16 protein-coding genes are annotated in these 16,301 nt (G+C 69.3%); 13 read left to right on the forward strand and 3 right to left on the reverse strand.

Annotation, left to right across the window (positions count from 1 at the left end; genetic code table 11):
- Positions 1–19: 19 nt before the first annotated feature.
- Positions 20–1,540, forward strand: a complete 1,521-nt coding sequence (gene trpE, locus HNR51_RS05355; protein ID WP_182554216.1) for an anthranilate synthase component I — start codon at positions 20–22, stop codon at positions 1,538–1,540.
- 29 nt (positions 1,541–1,569) lie between these two features.
- On the opposite strand, the gene HNR51_RS05360 is transcribed toward trpE, so the two are convergent.
- Positions 1,570–3,261: a methyl-accepting chemotaxis protein gene (locus HNR51_RS05360; protein WP_182554217.1), complete on the reverse strand. Its 1,692-nt coding sequence runs from the start codon at positions 3,259–3,261 to the stop codon at positions 1,570–1,572.
- A gap of 260 nt (positions 3,262–3,521) precedes the next feature.
- On the opposite strand from HNR51_RS05360, the gene HNR51_RS05365 reads away from it, so the two are divergent.
- From HNR51_RS05365 to HNR51_RS05420, 12 genes are all read left to right on the forward strand, one after another.
- Positions 3,522–4,124, forward strand: coding sequence for an anthranilate synthase component II (locus HNR51_RS05365; RefSeq protein WP_012456900.1), 603 nt, complete (start codon positions 3,522–3,524; stop codon positions 4,122–4,124).
- Positions 4,125–4,206: 82 nt separating this feature from the next.
- Positions 4,207–5,220, forward strand: a complete 1,014-nt coding sequence (gene trpD / locus HNR51_RS05370; protein WP_141954376.1) for an anthranilate phosphoribosyltransferase — start codon at positions 4,207–4,209, stop codon at positions 5,218–5,220.
- 135 nt (positions 5,221–5,355) lie between these two features.
- Positions 5,356–6,213 (forward strand): indole-3-glycerol phosphate synthase TrpC, encoded by an 858-nt coding sequence (gene trpC / locus HNR51_RS05375; protein ID WP_182554218.1) that lies wholly within the window; start codon positions 5,356–5,358, stop codon positions 6,211–6,213.
- On the forward strand, positions 6,210–6,695 hold the full coding sequence (moaC, locus tag HNR51_RS05380; RefSeq protein WP_012456903.1) for a cyclic pyranopterin monophosphate synthase MoaC: 486 nt from the start codon (positions 6,210–6,212) through the stop codon (positions 6,693–6,695). Before trpC ends, moaC begins: the two co-directional genes overlap by 4 nt.
- Complete coding sequence (locus HNR51_RS05385; protein ID WP_182554516.1) at positions 6,692–7,918, forward strand: molybdopterin molybdotransferase MoeA; 1,227 nt, start codon at positions 6,692–6,694, stop codon at positions 7,916–7,918. Before moaC ends, HNR51_RS05385 begins: the two co-directional genes overlap by 4 nt.
- A gap of 95 nt (positions 7,919–8,013) precedes the next feature.
- Positions 8,014–8,340: a type II toxin-antitoxin system RelE/ParE family toxin gene (locus tag HNR51_RS05390; RefSeq protein WP_182554219.1), complete on the forward strand. Its 327-nt coding sequence runs from the start codon at positions 8,014–8,016 to the stop codon at positions 8,338–8,340.
- Positions 8,341–8,350: 10 nt separating this feature from the next.
- A complete protein-coding gene (locus HNR51_RS05395) occupies positions 8,351–8,644 on the forward strand; it encodes a helix-turn-helix domain-containing protein (protein ID WP_182554220.1) in 294 nt (97 codons plus the stop codon).
- Positions 8,645–8,827: 183 nt separating this feature from the next.
- Positions 8,828–9,289, forward strand: a complete 462-nt coding sequence (fabZ, locus tag HNR51_RS05400; RefSeq protein WP_012456907.1) for a 3-hydroxyacyl-ACP dehydratase FabZ — start codon at positions 8,828–8,830, stop codon at positions 9,287–9,289.
- Positions 9,290–9,294: 5 nt separating this feature from the next.
- On the forward strand, positions 9,295–10,101 hold the full coding sequence (gene lpxA, locus HNR51_RS05405; protein WP_012456908.1) for an acyl-ACP--UDP-N-acetylglucosamine O-acyltransferase: 807 nt from the start codon (positions 9,295–9,297) through the stop codon (positions 10,099–10,101).
- A 7-nt stretch (positions 10,102–10,108) separates the two neighbouring features.
- Positions 10,109–10,957: an LpxI family protein gene (locus HNR51_RS05410; RefSeq protein WP_182554221.1), complete on the forward strand. Its 849-nt coding sequence runs from the start codon at positions 10,109–10,111 to the stop codon at positions 10,955–10,957.
- Entirely contained in the window at positions 10,954–12,114 is a 1,161-nt protein-coding gene (gene lpxB / locus HNR51_RS05415) for a lipid-A-disaccharide synthase (RefSeq protein ID WP_182554222.1), read from the forward strand. The genes HNR51_RS05410 and lpxB overlap by 4 nt, the downstream gene beginning before the upstream one ends.
- On the forward strand, positions 12,111–12,593 hold the full coding sequence (locus tag HNR51_RS05420) for a YaiI/YqxD family protein (protein ID WP_182554223.1): 483 nt from the start codon (positions 12,111–12,113) through the stop codon (positions 12,591–12,593). Before lpxB ends, HNR51_RS05420 begins: the two co-directional genes overlap by 4 nt.
- Positions 12,594–13,048: 455 nt before the next feature.
- On the opposite strand, the gene gltA is transcribed toward HNR51_RS05420, so the two are convergent.
- Together gltA and gltX are read right to left on the reverse strand one after the other, a co-directional pair.
- A complete protein-coding gene (gene gltA / locus HNR51_RS05425) occupies positions 13,049–14,338 on the reverse strand; it encodes a citrate synthase (RefSeq protein WP_012456912.1) in 1,290 nt (429 codons plus the stop codon).
- A gap of 486 nt (positions 14,339–14,824) precedes the next feature.
- The gene (gltX, locus tag HNR51_RS05430; RefSeq protein WP_182554224.1) at positions 14,825–16,249 is read right to left on the reverse strand and encodes a glutamate--tRNA ligase; all 1,425 of its coding nucleotides are present in this window, start codon (positions 16,247–16,249) and stop codon (positions 14,825–14,827) included.
- Positions 16,250–16,301 lie beyond the last annotated feature (52 nt).

A 16,301-nucleotide genomic window follows, 5' to 3' on the forward strand; every position in this document is an offset into this window, starting at 1 on the left:
TCCCATGACCGAGCCTGGCATGACCGAGCCTGTGCACGAGGCGGTGGCGCGCGCCTACGAGGCCGGCCGGGCGAGCCTGCTCGGCCTGACCCTGGTGGCCGATCTGGAGACGCCGGTCGCGGCCTTTCTGAAGCTCAAGGCGGGCCATGCCGGCCCGGGCTTCCTGCTCGAATCGGTCGAGGGCGGCGCCGTGCGCGGGCGCTACTCGATGATCGGCCTCGACCCCGACCTGATCTGGCGCTGCCGCGACGGGCGCCCGGAGATCGCCCGCGACGCCGGCCTCACGGAGTTCGTGTCCGACGACCGGGCGCCGCTGGCCTCTCTGCGCGCCCTCATCGCCGAGAGCGCGGTGGGCGACGATGCCGAGAGCGCCGCGCTGCCGCCGATGGCGGCCGGCCTGTTCGGCTATCTCGGCTACGACATGGTCCGCGCCATGGAACGGCTGCCCGAGCCCAATCCCGATCCGCTCGGGGTGCCGGACGCGATCCTGATGCGACCGCGGGTCATGGTGGTGTTCGATGCGGTGGCCGACGCGCTGACGGTCGTGACGCCCCTGCGCCCGACCGAGGGCGTGAGCGCACGCGCGGCGCTGGAAGCCGCTCAAGGCCGCCTCGACCGTGTCGCGGAGATCCTCGAAGGGCCCCTGCCGGTCGAGGCGCGCCTCGACGTGTCGAGCCTCCCCCTGCCCTCCCCGGTCTCGAACACCGAGCCGGAGGCGTTCCTCGGCATGGTGGCCAAGGCCAAGGAGTACATCGTCGCGGGCGACATCTTTCAGGTGGTGCTGTCGCAGCGCTTCGAGGCGCCCTTCACCCTGCCGGCCTTCGCGCTCTACCGCTCCTTGCGCCGCACCAATCCGGCACCGTTCCTGTGCTACCTCGATTTCGAGGCGTTCCAGGTCGTCTGCTCGAGCCCCGAGATCCTCGTGCGCGTGCGCGAGGGCAAGGTGACGATCCGCCCGATCGCCGGCACCCGCCGCCGCGGCGCCAATCCGGCCGAGGACCGGGCGCTCGCAGACGAACTCCTCGCCGACCCGAAGGAGCGCTCCGAGCACCTGATGCTGCTCGACCTCGGCCGCAACGATGTCGGCCGCGTCTCGAAGATCGGCAGCGTCACGGTCACGGACTCGTTCTTCCTCGAATACTATTCCCAGGTCATGCACATCGTCTCGAACGTCGAGGGCGACCTCGACCCGAGTCACGACGCGCTCTCGGCGCTCGCCGCGGGGTTTCCCGCCGGCACCGTCTCGGGCGCGCCGAAGGTGCGGGCGATGGAGATCATCGACGAACTGGAACGCGAGAAGCGCGGGCCTTACGGCGGCTGCATCGGCTATTTCGGGGCGCGGGGCGAGATGGACACCTGCATCGTCCTGCGCACCGCCATCGTGAAGGACGGCCGCATGCACGTGCAGGCGGGCGCCGGCATCGTCTACGACTCCGATCCGCATTCCGAGCAGCAGGAATGCGTGAACAAGGCCAAGGCTTTGTTCCGCGCGGCAGAGGATGCGGTGCAGTTCGCGAGCCGGGCGAAGCGCGGGCAATAGGCGCTCCGGCCGGGACCACGTCGTCGGCCTCAGGCCGTCTTCACGTCCGCGAGGAAGCTCGCGACGGTGCGGCTGAGCCCTTCGGAATCCCGGGCGAGCTGGCGGGCCGCTCCGAGAACCTGCGTCGCCGCCGCCCCGGTCTCGCCCGCGCCCTGGCGCATGCCGTCGGCGCTGCCGGTGACGTGTTCGGTGCCGCGCGCCGCCTCCTGAACGTTTCGGGTGATCTCGCGGGTCGCAGCCTCCTGCTCCTCCATGGCCGCCGCGATACTGGCCGAGACCTGCTCCAGGCTGGCGATCTGCCGGCCGATGGCGCGGATCGCGGTGACGGCCGCCTTGGTCGCGTCCTGAATCGCGCCGATCTGAGTGGAGACTTCCTCGGTCGCTTGGCCGGTCCGGGCCGCAAGCTCCTTCACCTCCGTGGCGACGACCGCGAAGCCACGGCCGGCCTCCCCCGCGCGAGCGGCCTCGATCGTGGCGTTGAGCGCCAGCAGGTTCGTTTGTCCCGCGATCCCCGAGATCATGGCCACCACCGTGCCAATGCGCTCGGCCGTGTCGCTCAGGGTGCGGATCGTGGCATCGGCTTCCCCGACGCGATCGACCGCCGCCCCGATCAGGCTGATGGACTGGACCACCTGGGTGGTGATCTCCGCGATCGAGGCCGATAACTCCTCGGCAGAGGCGGCGACGGTCTGGACGTTGGCCGCGGTCTGCGTCGCGGTCGAGGACACCGCCATCGCCTGCGTCGTCGTCTGGTCGGCGATCCCGCTCATCGAGCGGGCGGTCACCTCCATGTCGGCGGCGGCCGTGTTGAGGCCGCTGGTCATCCGCGTGGCGTCGGCCTCGAAGGCGCGGGTCACCGCGTCGAGCCGCTCGGCGCGCATCATCTTGGCCGTGGTGTCACGGGTCTGTTCGGCTTCTAGCCGTTGCCGGGCCAAGGCGCTGTCCTTGAACACCGCGAGCGCCCGGTTGAGGGCACCGACTTCGTCCCGCCGCGCCACATCATCCACGGGCGTGGCGAGGTCGCCGGCCGCGAGCCGCTCGGTTGCCTGAACCGCTCGCCGGATCGGACGCGCGATGCCGAAGACGGTGATCAGGCCCGCCAGCGAGGCCAGCACTCCGATACCGGCGATGGCGACGACGACGAGACGCGTCGTCGTCGCGCCTCCTTCCTCCTTCACGGTCCGGATCGTGGACTCGGTGGTGGCGGCGTTCGTGGTCAGGTGTGACGCTAGGCGCTCCTCCAGGCGTTGACGCGCGGCCCGCCCCTCGCCGTTGGAGATGGCGATCGCACCCTTGTGGTCGCCCTGCATGGAGCGCTCTATGCTCTTGTCGACCGAGTTCAGATAAGCTTCCAGGATACTGCGGGTCTCCGCGTAGCGCCGTTGCAGCTGATTCGTCTCGGCCACCGCGAGGATCTTGTCGATCTGCTGGAAGATCTCCGCGCGGCTCGCGTCGAAAAGCGCCTTCGACTTCCGCATCTCCACCGGATCGGTCTCGATGGCGATGTTCTTCTCGTGGATCGTCGCTTCCTTGATCGCACGATCGAAGTCGCTGACCGCGATGCGGCGCCGAAGGGTGTAGTCCGTCAGGCGCGTCATCCGTTCCAGCGTCCCGTCGATGCCGGCCTTGGCCGTGAGCACGAGGCCGACGCTCAGGCAGATCAGAAGGCCGATCGGGATCGCAAGCTTGAGAGGCAACTTGAGATCGTTCAGGTTGGGCATGACCGTCTTCGTCTATGATTTGAGGTTGCATTTAATCTAAACAAATGATAATGTGGGACCTTTAAGATGTCGTTTCTTTCCTGAGCTTTTTCAGTGTTCAGGTCAGGTGGAGCGCCCTTACTCTGTTTGCTGTATTTGGCTCTTGCGGTCGCGTCGCTTCCTCACGCGTCGACGGGCGGACGCGGTGCGTCCCCCGTCCCCGTTGACCCCGGCTCGATCAACCGTCACATCGGCGGGGAAACGCGGCAAAGCCGGCAGCCATGTCCAACGTCCTCGTCATCGACAACTACGATTCCTTCACGTGGAATCTCGTCCACCTGATCGGCCCGCTCTGCGAGCGGATCGATGTGGTGCGCAACGATCAGATCGATGTCGCCGGCATCCGCGAGCGGGCGCCGGATGCGCTGGTGCTCTCGCCGGGGCCGTGCACGCCGAACGAGGCCGGCATCTGCCTCGACGTGGTGCGGGAGCTGGGTGCGGAAGTGCCGATCTTCGGCGTGTGCCTCGGGCTCCAGACCATCGGGCAGGCCTATGGCGGTGACGTGGTGCGCGCGCCCTCTCCCATGCACGGCAAGATCTCGACCATCCGGCACGAGGCCGAGGGTGTGTTCCGCGGCATCAACGAGGATTTCGCCGCCACCCGCTACCACTCGCTGGTGGTGGACCGCGCGAGCTGCCCGAAGGATCTAGCGGTGACGGCCGAAGCCGATGGCCTCATCATGGGACTGCAGCACCGGGAGCTGCCGGTCCACGGCGTGCAGTTCCACCCCGAGAGCATCCTCTCGAACCACGGCACGCAAATCCTGCGCAACTTCCTCGACATCGCCGCCGCGTGGCGCAAGGACTCGGCCGGCCGAGCGTGACAAGACCGGCCTCGGCGTGCATTGACGGGCAACTTTTCCCTCCCCCTCTACAGTAGAGGGCTCGGACAGAGCCACGATCCCGATGGACGCCTTCAAGACCCATCTCGCGACCGTCGCGTCCGGCGCCGCGCTGAGCCGCGAGCAGGCCCGCGCCGCCTTCGACGACCTGCTCTCGGGCGAGGTCACGCCGATCCAGGCGGGCGCCTTCCTCACCGCCCTCTCCGTGCGCGGCGAGAGCGAGGATGAGATCGTCGGCGCGGTCTCGGCGATGCGGGCGCGGATGCTGCCCGTGACGGCGCCCGCGGGGGCCATCGACATCGTCGGCACGGGCGGGGACCATTCGGGCAGCTACAACGTCTCGACGCTGGCCGCGATCCTCACCGCCGCCTGCGGCGTGCCCGTGGCCAAGCACGGCAACCGCGCCGCCACCTCCCGCTCCGGCGCGGCCGACGTGCTCGTGGCGCTCGGCGTGAAGATCGGTCTGCCCCCCGAGGCCCTGGCGCGCTGCCTCTCGGAGGCCGGGCTCTGCTTCATGTTCGCGCAGACGCATCACGGCGCCATGCGCCACGTGGCGCCGGTGCGCACCGAACTGCCGTTCCGCACCATCTTCAACATGCTCGGGCCGCTCTCGAACCCGGCCGGCGTCGCGGCGCAGGTCTTCGGCGTCTCACGGCCCGCCTGGGCCGAGCCGCTGACGCGGGTGCTCGCCACGCTCGGCAGCCGCCGGGTCTGGACCGTGCACGGCTCCGACGGGCTCGACGAGATCACCACAACCGGCCCCACCGCCGTGATCGCGCTGGAAGATGGCGCGCTCTCGCATTTCACCATCGACCCGCGCGACGTCGGCCTGCCGCTCGCGACCCTCGACGACCTGCGCGGCGGCGATCCCGATCACAACGCGGCCGCACTCAGCGCCGTGCTCGAAGGCGTCCGCAGCGCCTACCGCGATATCGCCGTGCTGAATGCGGGCGCGGGCCTCGTGGTGGCGGGCGCCGCCGGTACGCTGGCCGAGGGGGTTGCGCTGGCGCAGGGTGCGATCGATTCCGGCGCCGCGCGGGCGACGCTGGCGCGCCTCGTCGCCGTTTCCAATGCATGATAGACGGCTTCGAGCGGTTCCAAGGTATCGGTCCGGCGATCGGCGCCGGACCGATGCCTGGGCGTTTCGTTGTTGCATCGTCTCGTTCCGAAAGCCGGAAACCACCTTTCGGGACGATGCTCTAAGGACAAATCGATGGACGACATCGTGGCCGACGTGACCGTCGGGCCTGCCACGACCGCCCCCGAGCGGGCGAGCGTGCTGGCGCGGATCGAAGCCTACAAGCGCCGCGAGATCGCCGAGGCGAAGCTGCGCGTGCCGCTAGCCAAGCTGGAGAAGCAGGTGGCCAAAGCCGAGCCGCCCCGCGGCTTCGCCGACGCCGTCGCCGCCCATATCGCGGAAGGCCGCCCGGCCCTCATCGCCGAGATCAAGAAGGCCTCGCCCTCCAAGGGGCTGATCCGGGCCGATTTCGACCCGAAGACCCTGGCCGAAGCCTATGCCAAGGGCGGCGCCACCTGCCTCTCGGTGCTCACCGATACGCCCTCCTTCCAGGGCGCGCCGGATTTCCTCACCGAGGCCCGTGCGGCCTGCGACCTGCCGGTTCTGCGAAAAGATTTTCTGTTCGAGCCCTATCAGGTCTACGAGGCCCGAGCCTGGGGCGCCGATTGCGTCCTCGTCATCATGGCCTGCCTGGACGACGCGGAGGCCGCCGCCATCACCGAGACCGCGCACGATCTCGGCATGGACGTGCTGGTGGAGGTTCACGACGCCGAGGAATTGGAGCGGGCCCTGCCGCTCGGCACCCGGCTCGTCGGCGTCAACAACCGCAACCTCAAGACCTTCGAGGTCTCGTTCGAGACGGCGATCCGGCTCAAGCCCGGCATTCCCGCCGACCGTATTGCGGTCGCCGAGAGCGGCATCGGCGGGTATGCCGACGTGCTGCGCTTGAAGCAGCATGGGCTCGACACCATCCTCGTCGGCGAGAGCTTGATGCGGCAGGCCGACGTCACTGCGGCGACGCGGGCGCTGCTGTTCGGGGATGCCGGCCGGTGAGCGGCCCGACCCTCACCCATATCGACCGCACCGGTGCGGCCAACATGGTCGACGTCTCCGACAAGGCCGCGACCTCGCGAACGGCCGTGGCCGAGGGCGTCGTGGTGATGCGCCCCGAGACCCTGGCACTGATCCGCGAGGGCGACGCCAAGAAGGGCGATGTCATCGGCACGGCGCGTCTCGCCGGCATCATGGCCGCCAAGCGGACGCATGAGCTGATTCCGCTCTGCCACCCGCTGCTGATCACCAAGGTGCGGCTCACCTGCGAGCCCGACGACGCCCTGCCCGGCCTGCGGCTGACGGCGGAGGTGAAGGTGCAGGGTCAGACCGGCGTCGAGATGGAGGCGCTGACCGCCGTCTCGGTGGCGTGCCTGACGGTCTACGACATGGTGAAGGCCGCCGACCGCGGCATGCGCATCGAGGGCATCCGCCTCCTGTCGAAGGAGGGCGGCAAGTCCGGCGCATGGGCCGCTGGCTCATGAGCCTGCTCCCGGTCGCCGAGGCGCTCGACAGGATCCTCGCCGCGATTGCCGGCCCGGTGGAGGCCGAAGAGGTTCCCATCACTCGGGCAGCCGGCCGGACGCTGGCTGCCGATCTGCGCGCGACGCGAACGCAGCCTCCCTTCCCCGCCTCCGCCATGGATGGCTACGCGGTGCGCGCGGCCGACGTCGCCACGGTACCGGCACGGCTGCGCCTGATCGGCACCAGCGCGGCCGGCCACGGCTTCGCCGGGCCGCTCGGACCCGGCGAGGCGGTGCGCATCTTCACCGGTGCGCCCGTGCCCGAGGGGGCCGACGCGATCCTGATCCAGGAGAACGCCGAGGCCGTGGGAGAGACGGTCACCGCCCGCGAGCCGGTGGCGGCGGGCCGCTTCCTGCGCCGCGCCGGCCTCGATTTCCGCGGGGACGAGACGCTCCTGAGAGCCGGCGAGACCCTGGACGCGCGCCGCCTCGCACTGGCGGCCAGCGCCGGCCACGCAGTGTTGCCGGTGCGTCGAAAACCGTGCGTCGCAGTCCTGGCGACGGGCGACGAACTGGTGCGGCCGGGTGAGCCCGCCGCTTGGGACCAGATCGTCGCCTCGAACGGCCTCGCGCTGGCGGCGCTGAGCCTGGAAGCGGGTGCGGAGACGATCGATCTCGGCATCGTTTCCGACGATCTCGCTGCCCTGCGCGACGCGGTGGGCCGGGCCCGCGCGGCGGAGGCCGACCTGCTGGTAACGCTGGGGGGCGCCTCGGTCGGCGATCACGACCTCGTCCAGGCGGCCCTCGGCGCCGAAGGCATGGAACTCGGCTTCTGGCGGGTCGCGCTCCGCCCCGGCAAGCCGCTGATGCACGGACGGCTCGGGCGGATGGCCGTGATCGGCCTGCCGGGCAACCCGGTCTCCTCGATCGTCTGCGGCCTGCTCTTCGTCGTGCCGGCGATCCGCGCCCTGCTCGGCGACCCGCGCGCCGGCGAGGATCGCAGCGAGCCCGCCCTCCTCGGGCGCGACATGCCGGCGAACGACGCCCGCCAGGATTACCTCCGCGCCCGCCTCGATACCGCGCCGGACCGGCTGCCGGTCGCCCATCCCGAGACGCGCCAGGATTCCTCGATGCTCTCGGTGCTCGGCACCAGCGAGGCGCTGCTGATCCGCCCACCGCATGCGGGTCCGGCCAAGGCGGGCGACCCGTGCCGGATCATTCGCTTGGATCGGCGGATCCTCTAAAGAGGCACGATACCCTCGCAGAAGTTGCTAGACGTCAAACGGGTTGTGGAGTTTTGCGCCATTGACGTATATGACTCACTCCGTCATCTCCCGTCATGGCCGACTCGCTCCATACCGTAATTGAGACCGACATTTATCTTCGGTCGGCCGAGCGCATCATGACCGAATCGGAGCGCATGTCGGTCGTCGATGTCCTTGCGGCCGACCCGTGGGCGGGAGATGTGATCCCCGGCACGGGCGGGCTGCGGAAGGTGCGAGTGCCTTTGGCCGGTCTTGGGAAGCGCGGGGGCGCACGGGTGATCGCGTGCTTCGTGACCGAACGCGGCGTGTACCTGCTCCTCGCCTACGCAAAGAACGATCAGGCCAATCCGACGCCGGCCCAGGCGCAAGCATTGGCACGACTGGTCGAGACTCTGTTTTGAGGATGAAGCCATGGACGACGCGACGTTCCACGAACTGACGCGCAGCCTGGAGCAGGCGGCCGCCCATGCCCGTGGCGAAACCGTTGCTGGAGTGCGCGTGCACGTACCCCACGACATCGACGTGGCAGCAGTGCGGAAAGCGTCCGCCCTTTCGCAGGACGCTTTTGCCCGCCGTATCGGTGTGGCTGTCGGCACCTTGCGGAATTGGGAACAGCGGCGCCGCCGGCCCGAGGGGCCCGCCCGCGTTCTCCTCGCGCTTCTGGAGAAGAACCCGCGCCTCGTTGAGGAAACACTCGGCCGCTGAGCCGACGCTGGCTGCGTACCCGTCCTGGACCATGGAAGTCCCTCCGGCGGCGCAAAAGTCTTGCATCCGCCCGATTTTCTGCCGAAGAGGGCGGCCTTCACCGGATTGAAGGTCACCGGCAAAAGGCACGGGATCGTGCGGCTTATGCCGCCGGGCGAGTATGGGCGGGGAGCGTTGGGACCGATGAGCGAGACGCGGGAGCTGGGTTCGGCCGACATTCAGAAGGTGCTGGAACTGCTGCCCCACCGCTACCCCTTCCTGATGATCGACCGCATCATCGAGATCGACCGGGACGAGAGCTGCATCGGCATCAAGAACGTCACCGCGAACGAGCCGCAGTTCACCGGCCATTTTCCCGGCCTACCGGTTTTCCCCGGCGTGCTCCTGATCGAGGGCATGGCCCAGACCGCGGGCGCGATCTGCTGCCGCCACATCATGACCGACGAGCTGAAGACCAAGCAGGTCTTCTTCATGACCATCGACAAGTGCAAGTTCCGCAAGCCCGTCGTGCCCGGTGACCAAGTCCGCTTCCACATGACGAAGATCAACCAGCGCAAGACGATGTGGTGGTTCCGCGGCGAGGCCCGCGTCGATGGCGCGCTGGTGGCGCAGGCGGAAATCGGCGCCATGCTGGTGACGGAGTGAGCGCGGTGCGGGAGGGCATTCACCCGAGCAGCATCGTCGAGGACGGTGCCCGTCTCGGGGATGGCGTGCGGATCGGTCCGTTCTGCCATGTCGGGCCCGACGTCGTGCTGGGCGACGGCTGCGAACTGATCAGCCACGTCGTGGTCGCCGGCCGCACCACGGTCGGCGCGCGGACGAAGATCTATCCCTTCGCCTCGATCGGCCACCCGCCGCAGGATCTGAAATTCCGCGGCGAGCCCTCGACGCTCGTCGTCGGCTCCGATTGCCTGATCCGCGAGGGCGTGACGATGAACCCCGGCACGGCCGGCGGCGGCCTGGAGACGGTGGTGGGCGACGGCTGCGCCTTCCTCGCCAACAGCCATGTCGGCCACGATTGCCGCGTCGGCAACAACGTCATCTTCTCCAACAACGTGATGCTCGCCGGCCATTGCACCGTCGGCAACTACGCCATCCTCGGCGGCGGTGCGGCGGTGATCCAGTTCGCCCGGGTCGGCGACCACGCCTTCGTCGGCGGCCTCTCGGGGCTGGAGAACGACTGCATTCCCTACGGCATGGCGCTCGGCAACCGCGCCTACCTCTCGGGGCTCAACATCATCGGCCTGCAGCGCCGCGGTTTCTCGCGCGAGGACATCCATGCGCTCCGCCGGGCCTACCGGCTGCTCTTCGCCCAGGAAGGCACGCTGATGGAGCGGGTCGAGGACGTGGCCGCCGAGTTCGATACCCATCCGGCGATCCACGAGATCCTCGCCTTCATCCGCGAGGGCGGCAAACGCTCGATCTGCACGCCCCGCGCCGTCGCCGCTGCGGCCTGAGGCGGCGGTGGTCGATCCCGCCCGGCCCCTCGCCCTGGTGGCCGGCGCGGGCCGCCTGCCGGAACTGGTCGCCGCCTCCCTCGATCGGGCCCGCCGCCCTTTCCGGGTGCTCGCCGTACGCGGCTTCACCGAGCGGGCGATGCGGCGGCGCGCGGACGCGGTGGTCGATCTCCTCGACATTCCCGGCACCTTGCGCATCCTGAAGGACTGGGCGCCCGCGGCCGTGGTGCCGGCGGGCGGCGTCACCCGTCCGAGCCCGGCGGCGCTCCTCAACGCGGCGCATGCGGTGCGCAACCGCGACATCCTGAAGAGTCTCGCGGGCGGCGACGACAGGCTGCTGCGGGCGGTGCTCTCGCTGCTGGAGGAGAACGGGCACCGGGTGCTCGGCGTCCACGAGGTTGCCCCGGACCTGCTCGGCCGGCCCGGACGCCTCGGCCGTCTCGCGCCCGATGCCGATGCGGCTCTGTCGATCGCCACGGGACGCGCCATGCTCGGCGCGCTGAGCCCCTTCGATGTCGGCCAGGCCGCGGTGGTGGCGGCTGAGCGCATCATTGCCGTCGAAGGCCCCGAGGGCACCGACCGCATGCTCGCCCGCGCCCGCGCCCTCAACCGCAAGCCCTTCGGCCGCGGCACTCCTGCGAAGGGGACCGTCCTCGTCAAGCTGCCGAAGCTCGGCCAGGATCTGCGCATCGACCTGCCGGCGATCGGTCCGCGCACGGTGCGCCGGGCCGCGGAGGCGGGCTGTGCCGGCCTCGCCATCGGTGCTGGCCATACCCTGGTGATCGACGGACCCGAGACGGTCGCGGCGGCGGATGCGGCGGGCCTGTTCCTGATCGGCGTGGAGGTCGCCCCGTGACGCACCGGCGGATCTGGCTCGTGGCCGGCGAGGATTCCGGCGACCAGCTCGGCGCCAAGCTGATCCGGGCGCTGCGGATCCTCTCCCCCGAGGCGTTGACCCTCGGCGGGGTCGGCGGCGAGGCGATGGAGGCCGAGGGCTTCCGCTCGCTGTTTCCCATCGATGACGTGGCGGTGATGGGCTATCTGCCCGTGCTCGCCCGCGCCCGCACCCTGCTTCGGCGCATCCGCGAAACGGTGGACGACGTCGTCGCCGGCCGGCCCGACGTGCTCGTCATCATCGACAGCCCCGGCTTCACCCATGCGGTCGCCACCCGTGTGCGCAAGCGGCTGCCGGACCTGCCGATCGTCGATTACGTCTCTCCGAGCGTCTGGGCGTGGCGCCCGTGGCGGGCCAAGGGCATGGTGCCCTTCATCGACCACGTCCTCGCCCTCCTGCCTTTCGAACCGGAGGCGCATCGGAGGCTCGGCGGGCCGGCCTGCACCTATGTCGGCCATCCGCTGATCGAGCGTCTCGCCGAGTTGCGCCCCTCCCCCGAGGAGACGGCGCTCCGCGAAGGCCGCCCGCCGATCCTGGCCGTGCTGCCGGGTTCGCGCCGCTCGGAGATCGAGCGGCTGATGCCGGTCTTCGGCCGAGCGGTCGCCGAACTGGTGCGGCGGGTCGGTCCGGTCGAGGTCGAGCTACCGGCGGTGAGCCGTCACCGCGCCCTGATCGAGCGTCTCGCCGCCGCCTGGGAGCGCCAGCCGCGCATCGTCCACGGCGAGGCGGCCAAGCTCGCGACCTTCCGCCGGGCGCGGGCCGCGCTCGCGGCCTCCGGCACCGTGACGCTCGAACTCGCGCTCGCCGGCGTGCCGATGGTGGTGGCCTACAAGGTCTCGCGGGTCGAGGAGGTGATCGCCCGGCGCCTGATCCAGGTGCCGACGATCGTGTTGCCGAACCTGATCCTGTCCGAGAACGCCATGCCGGAATTCGTGCAGGCGGATTGCACGCCGGAGCGGCTGGCCGAAACCCTGGCTCCGCTCCTCGCGGGCGGCCCGGCCCGACGGACCCAGCTCGATGCGCTGGCCCGCATCGACGGAGAAATGCGGCTCCCCGGCGACGAGGAGCCGAGTCGTGCCGCGGCGCGGATCGTTCTGGAGGCGCGGCGGGCGGCATGAGCGAGGATGCGATGCCGCCGACGATCGCGATCTATGTCGATGCCGACGCCTGCCCGGTGAAGGACGAGGTCTACCGCGTCGCCGGACGCTATGGCCTCCACGTCTATGTCGTCTCGAACAGTTTCATGAACCTGCCGCGCGAGCCCTGGATCGAGCGGGTGATCGTCGGCGACGCATTCGATGCGGCCGACGACTGGATCGCCGAGCGCGCCCGCCCCGGCGCCATCGTCGTTACGGCGGACGTGCCGCTGGCGAGCCGCTGCGTGAAGGCCGGCGCGGCGGCGCTCGCCCCGAACGGCAAGGCGTTCACCGATGCGTCCGTGGGCCTCGCGCTGGCCACCCGAAACCTGATGCAGGATCTGCGGGAGGCGGGCGCGATCACCGGCGGCCCGAAGCCGTTCTCGCCGAAGGACCGCTCGGCCTTTCTCGGCGCGTTGGATCGTGCGGTGGTGCGCCTGAAGCGCGATCTCGGAATCTGAGCCGAAGTCGCCGAAGCATCGATCCCCTGAGCTGGGTCGCGTCGATCCGGCCGACCCTGCGGTTGCATTCGCGCCTGCCTCGCCCATACTGCGCCGGTTGGACGCGAACTTTCCTGTCGCGACGGCCTCGTGGCACGCGGGGCTTACGGCGGCGTAGCCGGCCGTCGTCGTGCGAGTAGGCAGACAGGAAGGGGGTGAAGACGTTGCTGATGATCCCGCTTGTGCGGGACACGATCAAGCGCAGCCCGAGCGGTGAGTGGTCGATGACCATCACGCTCGGACTGATGTGGTAACGTAGGCTTCGTCCACAAAGAGGGCTCGCGGGCTGCCACCTGCGGGCTCTTGAGACGATAATGTAGCGCTGGTTGTGCGATTGCAAACCCATTTGCGAGAGCGCCGGCACACGTCGAACGCTCATGTGCACATCACAGCATAGGTACGAGCGCGATTTGCGCTCAGCTCCGCTGGCCGATCGGCACGTAGTCGCGGCGATCCGGGCCGACATAGAGCTGGCGCGGACGACCGATCTTCTGCGACGGATCCTCGATCATCTCGGCCCACTGCGCGATCCAGCCGACGGTGCGGGCCAGCGCGAACAGCACCGTGAACATCGAGGTCGGGAAGCCGAGCGCCTTCAGGGTGATACCCGAGTAGAAGTCGATGTTCGGGTAGAGCTTCTTCTCGATGAAGTACTCGTCCTTGAGCGCGATCTGTTCGAGCTGGACGGCGACCTCAAGCAGGTCGTCCTTGAGCCCGAGCTCGTTGAGCACCTCGTGGGTGGTCTTCTGCATGATGCGCGCGCGCGGGTCGTAGTTCTTGTAGACCCGGTGGCCGAAGCCCATCAGGCGGAAGGGGTCGTTCTTGTCCTTCGCCTTGGCGACGTATTTCTGCACGTTCTCGGGGTGGCCGATCTCCATCAGCATCTTCAGCGCCGCCTCGTTGGCGCCGCCATGCGCCGGCCCCCACAGGCAGGCGATGCCGGCGGCGATGCAGGCGAACGGGTTAGCGCCCGAGGAGCCGGCGAGCCGCACCGTCGAGGTCGAGGCGTTCTGCTCGTGGTCGGCGTGCAGGATGAAGATCTTGTCGAGCGCCCGCGCGTAGATCGGGTTGATGACGTACTCCTCGCACGGCACCGCGAAGCACATCCGCAGGAAGTTCGACGTATAGTCGAGGTCGTTCTTCGGATATACGAACGGCTGACCGATCGTATACTTGTAGGCCATCGCCGCGAGCGTCGGCATCTTCGCGATCATGCGAAGCGAGGCGACCATCCGCTGCTGCTCGTCCGAGATGTCGGTCGAGTCGTGATAGAAGGCCGAGAGCGCGCCGACGCAGGCCACCATCACCGCCATCGGATGGGCGTCGCGGCGGAAGCCCTGGAAGAAGCGGTTCATCTGGTCGTGCACCATGGTGTGGCGCGTGACCCGGTAATCGAAATCCGCCTTCTGCGCGGAGGACGGCAACTCGCCGAACAGCATCAGGTAGGCGGTTTCGAGGAAGTCGCCCTGCTCGGCGAGCTGTTCGATTGGGTAGCCGCGGTAGAGCAGCACCCCCTCGTCGCCGTCGATATAGGTGATCTTCGACTCGCAGGAGGCGGTCGAGGTGAAGCCGGGGTCGAAGGTGAACTTGCCGGTCTGGGCGTAGAGCTTGCCGATATCGACGACGTCGGGACCGATCGTACCGGTCTTGATGGGCAATTCGACGTTCTTGTCGCCCACGATGATGGTGCTGGCGGAAGCGCTCATGGGATCGCGGACCCTTTCTCGCGACGGGAACAGCACGGGACCGGAAGAACCCGCCTTCCGCTCCGTTGTGGCGCCGCAGCAGAGCGCTGCGCCCGCCCACTGAGGCACCGGGTTAGCGGATCGGTCGGCGCCCAGCAACGGGCGGCCGCCCCGGGTCTCTTCGCATATGCGAAAAACGGGCCGTGTCTGTCACCCTTCGAGGAGGATGACGGTCGCCCCTTCCCGAGATCCGCAGCCCGTCATCCCTATCGTTGCGGCTTCGACGGAAAGAGAATGCCGTGGAAACATCCACTTGTGCAAGACTTTGCGGAGCGGCACCGTCCGATCGGCCCCTCGCTGGGGCTTTGTGCGCTTCGCGCTGTCATTCCGGCCGGATTGTCATTCGACTGCGCCTGGAATCACGTGGAGCGATCCGAACGGGTCGGGAGCGCGCCCGGATCGTGCCGGCTCGGCCGGGATGCGTTGATCCGCCGCGTGGTCGATGGTTCAGGCCGCCAGTCGATCCCGCAGGCGGGCGAGCGCCTCGTCGCGGCCGAGCACCGCCATCACGTCGAAGACCGGCGGCGAGGTAGCACGGCCGGTGAGGGCCGCCCGTAGAGGCTGGGCGACCTGGCCGAGCTTGACGCTCTGGCTTTCCGCGAAACCGCGTACCGCCGCCTCCGTCGATGCCGCACTCCACTCGGGCAGGGCTTCCAGGGCGGGGAGAAGGGCGCGCAGCCGCTCCGGCGCCTCGCCGGCGAGCAGGCCTTCGGCCTTCGCGTCGAGGGCCAGCGGCCGCGGGGCGTAGAGGTAGTAGGCGCTGTCGAGGAGTTCGACGAGCGTCTTGGCGCGCTCCTTCAGGCCGGGCATCGCCGACAGGAGCTTTTCGCGCAGGTCGGGCGTGAGCGATGTCGGCAGGCCGCGCTCGGGTCCGCGGGCCGGCAGGATCACCTCGATCGCATCGACCAGGACCGAATCGGCGCTGTTGCGGATATAGAGCCCGTTGAGGCTCTCCAGCTTGGTGAAGTCGAACCGCGCCGCCGAGCGGCCGATCGCCTTCAGATCGAAGGCGGCGATCATCTCCTCGGTGGAGAAGACCTCCTGGTCGCCGTGGCTCCAGCCGAGCCGCACGAGGTAGTTGCGCAGGGCCGCCGGCAGGTAGCCGCGGTCGCGGTACTCCTCGACGCCGAGCGCGCCGTGGCGCTTCGACAGCTTCGCGCCATCCGCCCCGTGGATGAGCGGGATATGGGCCATGGCCGGCACGTCCCAGCCGAGCGCCCGGTAGATCTGGCTCTGGCGGGCGGCATTGGTGAGGTGGTCATCGCCCCGGATCACCTGCGTGACGCCCATGTCGTGGTCGTCGACCACTACGGCGAGCATGTAGGTCGGGGTTCCGTCCGAGCGCAGCAGCACGAGATCGTCGAGGTCGCGGTTGGCCCAGGTGACGCGGCCCTGCACCGCATCCTCAACCACGGTCTCGCCCTCGGTCGGTGCCCGCAGGCGGATGACCGGCTTCACGCCGGGAGGCGCCTCGGACGGGTCGCGGTCGCGCCAGCGTCCGTCGTAGCGCGGGGCGCGGCCCTCGGCGCGGGCGGTCTCGCGCATCTGCGCCAGCTCCTCGGCGCTGGCGTAGCAGTGATAGGCGTTGCCCGAGGCGAGCAGGCTCTCGGCCACCTCCCGGTGACGCTCGGCGCGGGCGAACTGGTAGATGACCTCCCCGTCCCAATCGAGGCCGAGCCAGCGCATCCCGTCGAGGATCGCGTCGATGGCCGCCTGCGTCGAGCGCTCGCGGTCGGTGTCCTCAATGCGCAGCAGCATCCGCCCGCCGAACCGGCGGGCGTAGAGCCAGTTGAACAGAGCGGTGCGCGCGCCCCCGATATGCAGGAAGCCCGTGGGCGAGGGCGCGAAGCGCGTGACGACCGGTGACGACATCGGTTGCGGGGAAGCTTCTTCTTGGAAAAGTGCGGGATGACGGGCGTGCGGC

The sequence above is a fragment of the Methylorubrum thiocyanatum genome (assembly GCA_014138645.1).
Classification (GTDB): Bacteria; Pseudomonadota; Alphaproteobacteria; order Rhizobiales; family Beijerinckiaceae; genus Methylobacterium; species Methylobacterium thiocyanatum.

Coding starts and splice junctions, on each gene's coding strand:
- HNR51_RS05390 (WP_182554219.1), top strand. CDS start 8,014: ATGGCCGACTCGCTCCATACCGTAATTGAGACCGACATTTATCTTCGG.
- HNR51_RS05395 (WP_182554220.1), top strand. CDS start 8,351: ATGGACGACGCGACGTTCCACGAACTGACGCGCAGCCTGGAGCAGGCG.
- HNR51_RS05360 (WP_182554217.1), bottom strand. CDS start 3,261: ATGCCCAACCTGAACGATCTCAAGTTGCCTCTCAAGCTTGCGATCCCG.
- HNR51_RS05420 (WP_182554223.1), top strand. CDS start 12,111: ATGAGCGAGGATGCGATGCCGCCGACGATCGCGATCTATGTCGATGCC.
- HNR51_RS05365 (WP_012456900.1), top strand. CDS start 3,522: ATGTCCAACGTCCTCGTCATCGACAACTACGATTCCTTCACGTGGAAT.
- gltA (WP_012456912.1), bottom strand. CDS start 14,338: ATGAGCGCTTCCGCCAGCACCATCATCGTGGGCGACAAGAACGTCGAA.
- trpD (WP_141954376.1), top strand. CDS start 4,207: ATGGACGCCTTCAAGACCCATCTCGCGACCGTCGCGTCCGGCGCCGCG.
- trpC (WP_182554218.1), top strand. CDS start 5,356: ATGGACGACATCGTGGCCGACGTGACCGTCGGGCCTGCCACGACCGCC.
- HNR51_RS05385 (WP_182554516.1), top strand. CDS start 6,692: ATGAGCCTGCTCCCGGTCGCCGAGGCGCTCGACAGGATCCTCGCCGCG.
- trpE (WP_182554216.1), top strand. CDS start 20: ATGACCGAGCCTGTGCACGAGGCGGTGGCGCGCGCCTACGAGGCCGGC.
- gltX (WP_182554224.1), bottom strand. CDS start 16,249: ATGTCGTCACCGGTCGTCACGCGCTTCGCGCCCTCGCCCACGGGCTTC.
- fabZ (WP_012456907.1), top strand. CDS start 8,828: ATGAGCGAGACGCGGGAGCTGGGTTCGGCCGACATTCAGAAGGTGCTG.